This window comes from Mucilaginibacter defluvii (genome assembly GCF_039543225.1).
GTDB lineage: Bacteria > Bacteroidota > Bacteroidia > Sphingobacteriales > Sphingobacteriaceae > Mucilaginibacter > Mucilaginibacter defluvii.
Genome location: NZ_BAABJI010000002.1, coordinates 840500 through 851574 on the forward strand (window position 1 = coordinate 840500; position 11075 = coordinate 851574).

Sequence of the window (11075 nt, forward strand, 5' to 3'; positions counted from 1 at the left end):
TTTAGTGTGTAAGGATAGTAACAGCTAAAAGTACCACTTTGTTTTAACACTTTCACAAATTATTATAATTATTATTACTGTATTGGTAACATTTATTACAGATCGCCGACAATCTCTTAATCACCTACCATTTATTTATCTCGCTATCCAGCCAGGCTATCCGGCTGTCGAGCCAGGTTTTTATTTGGTTGACCTCATTGTTATATGTACCTAAAATCACCGGATTGGGCCATACATACTCATTTAATATCGGCCAGCGTTTAAAGTTTTGCTGTTGCGATAGATTAATATAATTGCTGTTAGCCGCTATGTCCGCATAAATAGCTTTAATCTCTGTACCCTTCACCTGGTTCCAGCGGTCTTTAATCCTTTTACGGAATACAGCATCCTCAAACAAGCGTGCAAACCAGGGGCCATCCTTAACCCACCAACCTGTTGGATATCGTGCATCCGAATAATCCACATTACCCAGCGCCAGGTCAAAATCCCATAACGGCCCAAGCGTTAATTTACCACCCCTATCCTTATAAAAATATATGCTGCTAAAATCACGCGCATCCTGATTTTTCATCAGCTCCTGTACAATGAAATAATTTACGAAGGAGTTGACATCAATATATTTGGCATACCCTTCATTAACATCAGCAAAATTATCAGCAAAGATGGCGTCCTCTGTTTGCTGCACATAGTTTTTGATGTAGTTGAACTGTGGTTCCGGCAGTTCTGATGGTGATTTAAGCGTGAAAGGTATATCATGCGCGGTTCGAAACCAAAATGTTTCATCCAAACGCTGATCCCACTCCAGTAAATATCCACCGGTAATTTTGTCTTCAGATACATCGCCTTTTTTTAATTCAGGAATATTCACCCGGTTTTCATGAACCTCCACCTGTTCCGTCAATAAATAACTACCTGCGTACTCGCCATTCATTACCACCTCAACAAAACGGCTATCGGGTGTAAAGCCAACGCCCAACTTTCTACCTAAATTAAAGGCAAGGCTGGTGCGCATTAGTGTTTTGTCGGAGTAATTGGCCAGCAGTACCCAGTTTTTTGCGGCCCCTATACCCAGCACGGCGGCCTTATCAGTAAACTTTAACCGGTAGGGCTTTTTAGGGTGCATCCAGGTTGAATTGCCTCTACCCTTAATCTGTAAAGGGATGGTAAGCTTTTCCTGCTCAAACTCACCGTTAGTATTAATAACGAGTGTACCGTTAACATATACATCTTTTGAGTCGACCGGTGCGCTGGTTGTCAGATAAAAAATTGGTATGCCTGTAAAATTTTTAACCTTGAAAGTATAATTGCGGGTTAAGCCTTTAGGCGTAGTTAGGACATATGTAACCGGCTTGGTAAAATCGGTTTTAGTGGTGCCGCTTACTAATAAGGTATCGTTGGCTTTTACAACGGTTCCGCTGGTTTTAGTAGTAAAAGTTACCACCAGTTTCTTAGTGTTTTTGATGGATGGGATAAGTGCGGTTATCTCGTCATTCTTAATCGTAGCTTTAACGTCGGCGGTTAACAGGTCAGGATTTTTCTTAGCTTCAATAACTACGGAAGTCAGCATAACCGTATCGGCTTTCTCAGGTACGGGCTCTGGTGCCGGTTCAGTCTCCTTAGTAGTTTTGCAACTCCATACAGCTACGGCTATAAATAAACATAGCGTAAATCTTTTAATCATCAGGTTTAAATAATTGTTAAGAAATAAAATTGGTTGGTCAAATATATATTTTCTTAACAAAAAAGTTACACATATAACCTTAAACCAAAAAAGAATTAAATTCATTTTTCAAATACTAAATTTGATTATAATTCTTAATTTTAACTAAATTTGAGAATTATGTTAGATAACGATTTAATTCTGGATAAAACTGATTTGCATATTTTGCGCCTGATGCAGGATAATGCGCGCATTTCAAACGCTGACATTGCCCGCGAAATCGGCATGGCTCCTTCAGGCGTACTGGAACGAGTTAAGAAGCTTGAACAGAAAGGTGTGATTATGCAATACACAGCAGCCATCAATCCGGCTGCGCTAAAGCAAAATATGCTTGCTTTTATTGCGATAAAAGCGAACGAAGCCCCTGGCAATATAGAGACCACTAAATACTTAGCTGCCATACCTGAAGTACAAGAGGTTCACCATGTGGCCGGCGACGATTGCTATCTGGTAAAGATCCGTACGTACGATTCGGCGTCGCTGGTAGGAATTATGCGAAACCACCTGAGTAAAATATCAAGTATAGTAAGTACCCGCACAACTATAGTACTCGAAACTGTGAAAGAACAACAGCAGCTGGTAATACCGAAAGCTTAACCCAAGAACATAATCCTCATGTCAACCTCACAAAACAAAGGCTCAACCCTGATGGTAATCATTGCATTTGCATTGGTATATATTGTTTGGGGCTCAACATACTTTTTTATTCAGCTGGCTTTGCAGGGCATGCAGCCCTTCTTTTTAGGTGCAGCCAGGTTTTTATTAGCCGGAACAATTATGCTGATCTGGTGTATGGCAACCGGCGAAGAGGTTTGGAATTTCAGTAAAAATAAACCCGCCATGATAAGCGGCCTGCTCCTGCTCTTTGGCGGCACGGGCGCGCTGATAATCAGCGAGCTCGAAGTACCGAGCGCGGTATCAGCCATATTGGTATCGGCGGCGCCAATATGGTTTGTACTGTTGGATAAGGCAAACTGGCGGGAGAACCTGAAAAACCCCTCAACCGTTATTGGCTTGTTAATTGGCTTTGGCGGGGTAGTTATGCTTTTTGCTGAGCAGTTAGATGTTGCCATGCATTCCGGCGGGCCGTCAAAATTACCCTACATGGCTATCGCGGTATTTGGCTCTGTAATATGGGCCGCAGGATCCTTATATTCCAAATATAAAGCGTCGGGTACATCAACAACAGTAAACACCACCTGGCAAATGCTGGCCGCGGGCATTGCCTTTATACCGTGCAGCATTGTACATGGCGAGTTAGACAGGTTAAAATGGAGCGAAATACCTGCCGCTTCATGGTGGGCGGTAGCCTACCTGGTGATATTTGGATCGATAGTGGCCTTTAGCGCTTATGTATGGTTGTTAAAAGTTCGGCCGGCTACGCAAGTAAGCACATATGCGTATGTTAACCCGGTTATAGCCGTGCTGTTAGGTATTCTTTTCGCGCATGAGCAGATCACCGCCCTGCAGATCGGCGGACTGGTAATTATTTTAGGCAGTGTATTACTTATCAACCTAGCTAAATATCGAAAAGCTAAACAAAAACAAATTGGTGGCAACCAAGTAAGCCAATAACAACCGAACAGAACTATTTAAAAAAACGAATGCCGCTTTACAGCGGCACTCATCATCTAAAAAAACACACGGAAAAGATATTTATTTAGCGCCAGCCTCCCCCTACTGCCTGGTAAAGGTTAACCGCGCTCAAAAATATATTACGCTTGGTGTTGGCGAGGTCAAGCTCTGCCTCTAACACGCTTTGTTGCGCGGTAATGATCTCCAGGTAGTTAGCCCGGCCAACCAAATACAGATCATTAGCTACCGCTAAAGCATTATTTAAGGATTTGAGTTCTTCCTGCTTTAGCTCGTAAAACTTGTTATAATTTTCGATGCCGTTTAAGCCGTTACTTACTTCCTGAAAACCGGCCAATATGGTTTTCTGGTAATTATAAACAGCAACCTTGCTTTCGGCAACGGTACGTTGCAAATCAGCCTTTAGGGCTTTGCGGTTAAATATCGGCGCGGTAAGTCCGCCTAATACTCCCCAGGTTAAACTTCCCGGATCAAACAGCAGCGACGATTTAAACGCGTTATAACCTACGTAAGGCGTAAGTGTTAACGATGGTAAAAAGCTTCGCCGCGCGGTTTTAATATCCGCGTTCATGGCAGCAAGCTCCAGCTCAGCCGCCTGCACATCCGGCCGGTTTAGTAATAGCTGGCTTGGCACACCTGCAGACAGAACCCCGGGCAAGGTAGCCGAATTAATAGACGTGTCACGGCTGATCGGCTTATCAAAATTACCGGTTAAAAAGTTAAGCTGGTTTTCGGTTTCCTTGATTTGCTGACGGGTACTGTACTCCAGGCTTTTAGTACGCAGCAGCTGTGCCTGAAACTGCTGCACTGCCAACTCAGTAGCCCGGCCACCCAGCTTCTGTATCTTGATGATCTCTAAAGCCTTCTCCTGTAAACCGATATTCTTATTGATGATCTTCAGCTCGGTATCAAGCGCTAACAATTGGTAATATGACTGCGCTATCTGTGCCGTTAATGAGGTGATCACCAACCGGTAACCGCTCTGGCTGGCCAAGAAACGGGCATAGGCTGCTTTTTTCTGGCTGCTTAACTTACCCCACAGATCGATCTCCCAAGAGCTTTGAAAGCCGAGGAAATAATTTGGAACCGGATCAGGTATGCGCTGCTTGTCGTTTATGTTAGGCGAAAAATTGGTATCGTAGTTACCAACGCCGTTTTGGGTGTAGTCGCCGTATTTTTCAACGCCGGCATTTGCCGTAGCGCTTATCTGCGGCAACAATCTTGAAGCATTAAACCGCACGTTAGCTTTTGCAACCTCAACACGTTGTAGTGCAGTTAAAATATCGGGATTGGCTCCTAACGCAGAATCGATTAGGCTGATCAGATTTTGATCGGTAAAAAACTGTTTAACGGGCAATCGGGCAATGCTTGTGGTATCGGTACTGCCTGTAAAAGTGTCAGGCAACTTTATGTTGGCCTCGGCCGTTGTGGCCTTGTAGTTTTTACAGCCGGCAAAACATGCCGCTGCAAAAACCGCAGGTATAATATATTTATTTGCTTTTTTAAGCATTTTGATGGTATCTGGATGATTAATAATTTACTGGATCAAGCGCTTCAGCGTGCGCAGCTTCTTCTTTCTTTTTGCTGTCGCGATTAGCCATTGAGGCGAATATTACGTACAGGCCGGGTATAAGCACCAAACCGAATATGGTGCCCAGCAACATTCCTCCTGCTGATGCCGTACCGATGGAACGGTTACCCATAGCACCTGCACCGCTCGCAATACATAATGGAATCAACCCTGCTATAAACGCCAGCGAGGTCATCAAAATCGGGCGAAGCCTTGATACGGCACCTTCAATGGCGGCTTGTACAACGGTCAAACCTTCCTTTTGGCGCTGAATGGCGAACTCTACGATCAGGATGGCATTTTTACCCAACAAACCGATGAGCATTACCAGGGCTACCTGCGCATAAATGTTATTCTCTAATCCGCATATCTTCAAAAAGAAGAAGGCTCCGAAAATACCTGTAGGCAGCGAAAGAATAACCGGCAACGGTAGCAAAAAGCTCTCGTACTGCGCGGCAAGCAGCAGGTACACAAACACCAAACAGATAGCGAAGATGTATATCGCTTGGTCGCCTGAAAGTACCTGCTCCCGTGTCATGCCCGACCATTCAAACTCAAAGCCTTTAGGCAGCGTTTCATCAGCCACACGCTGTATGGCTTTCAGCGCATCGCCACTACTGTAGCCAGGTGCCGCATCGCCCGTTATCATGGCCGAGGTATACATGTTGTAGCGCGTTAACTGCTCAGGCCCGAATACCTTTTCCATTTTGATAAAGGTGGAAAAGGGTACCATCTCGCCTTTGGTATTCTTCACCTGCAGATTAAGCACATCCTCCGGTTTGGATCGGTACTCCGGCGCAGCCTGAACCATCACCTTGTACATTTGCCCGAAACGGATAAAGTTTGAAGCATAGTAGCTCCCCATCAGGGTTTGCAGGGTCGACATGGCTTTATCTATTGTGATACCTTTTTTGGCTGCCGTTTGCTGATCGACCGTAATCATGTACTGCGGGAAGTTAGGGTCGAAACTGGTGAACGAGCCCATGATCTCGGGCGCGTCATTCAGCGCCTTTACAAACTTTTGGGTAACGGCCGCCGCGTTTTGCAGATCGCCACGACCGCTGCGATCAAGCATCCGTATCTCAAAACCGCTGGCATTACCAAAACCAGGCACCGTTGGCGGCGGGAAGAATTGTATGGATGCATCGCTGATGTTACGGGTTTTATCCTCTAATAACTTTATCACATCCGTTAATGATTCCTCCCGTTCATCCCAAGGTTTTAAGCTGATCATGGCCATACCATAGGATGCACCGGCTATCTCATTCACCAAGCTGTAGCCCGCAAGGGTTGATACCGACTCGATGGACTTAATGCTTTTGGTTTGCGCTTCAACCTGTTTCAGCACCTGCTCGGTACGTTCAACCGTAGCGCCCGCAGGCGTGGTTACGTTCACGTACAACATACCCTGATCTTCCGTTGGGATAAAACCGGTGGGCAATAAGGCGTTAGTGCCCCAGGTCAGGATAAAGAATCCAGCCAGGATAATCAGCGTTAAACCTTTACGCGGCGACAGATAATTCATCCACTTTGCGTACCGGTTTTGCAAGCCATCGTACCTCTTGTTAAACCCCGAGAAGAATTTTTGAATAAAACTCTTTTTCCGCGGGGCATGATCATGCTTTAACATCAGCGCACAAAGCGCGGGTGTAAGCGTTAACGCGTTAACGCCTGATATAACGATGGATATAGCTAATGTTAACGAGAACTGCCGGTAAAACACCCCTACCGGCCCCGACATAAAGGCTACCGGTACAAACACCGCCGACATCACGAGGGTTATGGCTACAATCGCCCCGCTGATCTCGCGCATAGCGCTAACGGTGGCATCCATCGGGCTTAAATGCTCTTCGGTCATTTTTACGTGGACAGCCTCAACCACTACAATGGCGTTATCTACTACAATACCGATTGCCAGCACCAACGCGAATAATGTAAGCAGGTTGATGGAAAAACCCAGCATCTGCATAAAAAAGAGTGAGCCTATCAACGCTACAGGTACCGCCAGAGCCGGTATTAATGTCGACCTGAAATCCTGCAAGAATATATAGACTACAACGAAAACCAGTAAGAAGGCCTCGACAAGCGTACGCAATACCTCATGTATCGAGGCATCTAAGAAGCGGGATACGTCATAATTTACATTATACGTCATACCCGTTGGAAACGAGGTTTCCTTTAACTCGGCCATGCGGGTTTTGATGTTGTTGATTACATCGCGGGCGTTTGAACCCGGTCTTTGCTTGATCATGATAGAGGCGGATGGGCGGGCGTCAGTGTTAGATACCATGCTGTAGGTAAGTGAGCCGAATTCTACATCGGCCACCTCTTTCAGCATCAGCACTGCCCCACCTTCATCGGCGCGGATAACAATGTTTTCGTATTGCTTCGGGTCAAAAAATTTACCCGGGTAGCGCAATACATATTGCAGCATCTGCGGGGATTTATCAGAGCTTTGCCCGGTTTTGCCTGGTGCGGCCTCTACATTCTGTGCACGGATAGCGTCGATCACCTCATCGGTAGACACCTTGTAGGCCAGCATTTTATCCGGCTTTAACCATACACGCATGGAGTACTCCTTGGCACCCATAATTTCGGCACGGCCTACGCCATCAATACGTTTAAGCTCCTGCAGTACGTTGATATCGGTAAAGTTATAGATGAATTTTTCATCCATGTTTTTATCGTCGCTCATGATGTTGAGGTACATCAGCATACTGTTTACCTCCTTTTCGGTGGTGACACCAGCCTTAATTACCTCTTCTGGCAACTCATCAATAATGGTCGAAACACGGTTCTGCACATTTACCGCAGCTTGGTCGGGGTCAATACCGACGTTAAAATAGATCTGGATGACGGTTAAGCCGTCGTTACTGCAAACGCTGGACATATACGTCATGCCCGGCACCCCGTTGATGGCCCGTTCAAGCGGTGTAGCAACGGCTTTGGCGCATACTTCGGCATTGGCTCCTGTGTAATTAGCAGTAACTGTGACGGACGGCGGCACAATATCAGGGAACTGGGTAACCGGCAGCGTAACCAGGGCCAGCACCCCCAGTAAGGTAATAATGAGGGATATAACAAGCGACAGCACGGGCCGCTTTATAAAGGTTTCAAACATATCAGTTTCAGAAAAATGTACATACTAAACTCAGGCGTATCCTTTTTAGCAAGGATCGCCACATAATTGCAACTCCGGACGCTTTGCTTATTGCATCGCTATAAAAGCATCCTTTGCTACTTGCCTGGGTTTAATTACCATTCCGTCGCGTACGTTCTGAGTGCCTTCGTACAGGATTTTATCGCCTGCTTTGAGGCCTTCCTTTACAATGTAGTAATGTGAGAAACGTGTTAGCGGGGTAAATGCCTGCATGTGCAGTTTGTTACCCTCGTCAACCACGTAAACGTAGCTTTTGTCCTGAATGTCAAACACCGATTGCTGCGGTACCATAACCACATTTTCGGCTTTTGTGGAGATATATAATTTGCCGGTTGCGCCATGCCTCAATAATCCCTGCGGGTTAGGGAAACGGGCACGGAAATTAATTGAACCGGTAGTTTGTTCTATTTCACCTTCGATGGTTTCTATCTTCCCTTTTTCCGGGAATTCCAAACCATCAGCCAGTACCAGGCTTACCTCAGTGCTTGTTTTATCGGGCGAAGTTTTCATGGTGCGCACATAACGCAGATATTCGTTTTCAGGAAAGCTGAAGTACGCGTACATCGAGCTTACGTCAGACAAACTGGTGAGCAGCGCGCCTTCATCAATCAAACTACCTGCTTTTAGCGGAATACGGTCAACAATGCCATCAAACGGCGCTGTTACCTGTGTGTAAGCCAACTGGTTTTGCGCGCTTTGCACCATCGAACGTGCTTCGTCTATAGTAGCCCTGTCGGCATTTAATTTAGATTGTGCTACTTCAAGTTCGGATTTGGCGATAACTTTCTTGTCAACTAGCATCTTAACACGGTCAACCTCAAGTTCGGTAGCCTTGGCATCGGCCACTGCATTACTTAAAGCGGCCTTTGCTTTGGTAAGCTGCACTTTAAACTCCTGATCGTTGATCTTGAATAGTAATTGCCCTTTTTTTACCGGCTTGCCCTCGTCAACATATATTTTTTCAAGAAAGCCCTGTACACGGGCGCGGATTTCAACATTCTTGTGTGCCTGGATATCGGCAACGTAAGGTTTTTTCAGTACGGTATCTGTAGCCTGTAACGTCATTACAGGATAATGAAGTGTATCAGCATTTTCAGCTGCCTTATCTGTGGCAGTACCTGAAGAGCAACCCGTGACCATAAATGCCGCGGCAAGGGCTATAGCATAGCCTAAAACTTTAATCTTTTTCATTGTTTGGTTTGTTAAAGCTGTAATAAATTACACACTGAAGCGTGGGTGTAACAAAAAAATTTACGGCGAAACCGCAAATGGCAGAAAAAGAAAATGTATTAGAAAGGGCTAAGCCTGAACAGAAACCCGTAATAAGCGGGCAAAAATGCTTTGCTGATTACAAATCGTGAAAACAAATGCTTTACATGCGCCGGTAACAACCCCGGAATGGAATTTCCGGTTGGCAAAAGCGCGTTAATCTGGACAGTACGATTTAAAAGGAAGCGAACCCTGAACCGGGCTACAAGCCGTTTTTGGTTGGTAGACTCAGATGCATCATCGTTATAAAAGTTCGCATCATCTGCACTTATGTGCGCGTGAGTATACTTACCGTTAAGGTTTTGGCTGTTAGCATCATATTGTTTGTGTACAAGGGCACCCGAAATAGGAGATACCACAATAATGGCAAACCAACAAATAACGGATACAAATATGTAAGCAAACTTTTTTTGCATAACCTTAATTGCGAAGTTAGCAAAAAATCACACAATGTTTAAAACATTCTAATAATAAAATCGCTATTCACCATCAATAATAACAATAAACTCTCGCATTTTTATTCAAGAGTAAAATATTATAATGAATTTAACAAGAAGGAAAAAATGTTATTCTGATTGGCAATTGTATACCTGCTTTACGTGATGTAAATGTTACACTATCTTTTCTTTTTTCCCGGATACTATGCTGCGATAAATGGCATCAATCACCTTCATATCCTTTAAGCCTTCCTCACCGGGTACGCGTGTTTGTTTTTTATTTAATACGCATAAGGCGAAATCATCCATCTGGGCGGCCTGCTGGTTTATCTGCGGGAAATTCATAATACCTTCGTGCGTTGTACCTTTTATGCCGCCGTACCCAAACGCGGGCTCAAGAGAAAACTGACCTTTCTCGGCGGTAGCTTTTAAATAACCCCAGTTATTATTATAGCTCGACTTACCAGTAGTTTTTAACCCTCCCGGAAATTCGAACTCCCACATAATGGTTTCATCAACTTCTTTAAATAACTCGTTGTTTGTTTTTTGCTCGGTAGCGGTTACAAACAAAGGATTCTGCCCTAACGTGTAGCGAGTACCCTGAATAGAGTATACCCCCATATCCATCAACGCGCCGCCTCCTGAAAGCGCTTTTTTTAATCGCCAGGCGTTGGGGTCTCCGCGATATACAAAACCGTTACCTGTATCAATGGCGGTTACTTTACCATACACCTTTTTTTGGCCCAGGCGCATCATCTCCATATTATGCGGCTCAAAATGCAAACGGTAACCGATAGAGAGCATACGATTTGCCTTTTTACAGGCTGCAATCATCTCCGTACAGTCGGCCGCGTTAAGGGCCATAGGTTTTTCGCAGATAACGTGCTTGCCTGCTTTTGCTGCGCGGATGGTGAATTCCTTATGCATGGATACAGGGAGCACCACGTACACAATATCTATAGCCGGGTTTTTAGCTATCTCATCGAAGTTGCTGTAGTTATAAATATTCTTATCGGGTATGTTGTATTTTTTTGACCATTCGTCGGCTTTTGAGGGTGTGCCGGTAACAATACCGGCCAGGTAGCAGTGTTTGGTTTGCTGCAATGCGGGCGCAAGCTGGCCACCACTATAACCGCCCAAACCAACAAGCGCTATACCAAGCTTTTTACCCTGCGGGTTGAACGCCTGTAATGCCGGCGACAACATCAATGCACCGGCACTGATTGATAAGGTCTTTAAAAAATTCCTGCGGTTGAAATCCTCGAAATTCTGCATGACTTTTTGTTTTAATAATAATGTACAATCGGTTATTTAACTGGTGCGTGT

The 11075-nt window shown here is 45.0% G+C and carries 8 protein-coding genes; 2 read left to right on the forward strand and 6 right to left on the reverse strand.

From position 1 onward, the window contains the following. Nucleotides 1-124: 124 nt before the first annotated feature. Nucleotides 125-1681: a CotH kinase family protein gene (locus tag ABD960_RS09965; protein WP_345331002.1), complete on the reverse strand. Its 1557-nt coding sequence runs from the start codon at nucleotides 1679-1681 to the stop codon at nucleotides 125-127. Nucleotides 1682-1840: 159 nt separating this feature from the next. Here ABD960_RS09965 and ABD960_RS09970 point away from each other — a divergent pair, with 159 nt between their 5' ends. Then, on the forward strand, nucleotides 1841-2317 hold the full coding sequence (locus ABD960_RS09970) for an Lrp/AsnC family transcriptional regulator (protein ID WP_345331003.1): 477 nt from the start codon (nucleotides 1841-1843) through the stop codon (nucleotides 2315-2317). A gap of 18 nt (nucleotides 2318-2335) precedes the next feature. Further along, nucleotides 2336-3295 carry an EamA family transporter gene (locus tag ABD960_RS09975; protein ID WP_345331004.1) on the forward strand — a complete coding sequence of 320 codons (960 nt, stop codon included), beginning with the start codon at nucleotides 2336-2338 and terminating at the stop codon, nucleotides 3293-3295. A gap of 85 nt (nucleotides 3296-3380) precedes the next feature. On the opposite strand, the gene ABD960_RS09980 is transcribed toward ABD960_RS09975, so the two are convergent. From ABD960_RS09980 to ABD960_RS10000, 5 genes are all read right to left on the reverse strand, one after another. Continuing rightward, nucleotides 3381-4823: a TolC family protein gene (locus tag ABD960_RS09980; RefSeq protein ID WP_345331005.1), complete on the reverse strand. Its 1443-nt coding sequence runs from the start codon at nucleotides 4821-4823 to the stop codon at nucleotides 3381-3383. A gap of 19 nt (nucleotides 4824-4842) precedes the next feature. Then, the gene (locus ABD960_RS09985; RefSeq protein ID WP_345331006.1) at nucleotides 4843-8004 is read right to left on the reverse strand and encodes an efflux RND transporter permease subunit; all 3162 of its coding nucleotides are present in this window, start codon (nucleotides 8002-8004) and stop codon (nucleotides 4843-4845) included. A gap of 87 nt (nucleotides 8005-8091) precedes the next feature. Next, nucleotides 8092-9234 carry an efflux RND transporter periplasmic adaptor subunit gene (locus tag ABD960_RS09990; RefSeq protein ID WP_345331007.1) on the reverse strand — a complete coding sequence of 381 codons (1143 nt, stop codon included), beginning with the start codon at nucleotides 9232-9234 and terminating at the stop codon, nucleotides 8092-8094. A 98-nt stretch (nucleotides 9235-9332) separates the two neighbouring features. Continuing rightward, nucleotides 9333-9728: a hypothetical protein gene (locus ABD960_RS09995; RefSeq protein WP_345331008.1), complete on the reverse strand. Its 396-nt coding sequence runs from the start codon at nucleotides 9726-9728 to the stop codon at nucleotides 9333-9335. Between the two features lie 195 nt (nucleotides 9729-9923). Next, a complete protein-coding gene (locus tag ABD960_RS10000) occupies nucleotides 9924-11024 on the reverse strand; it encodes a Gfo/Idh/MocA family protein (RefSeq protein WP_345331009.1) in 1101 nt (366 codons plus the stop codon). Nucleotides 11025-11075 lie beyond the last annotated feature (51 nt).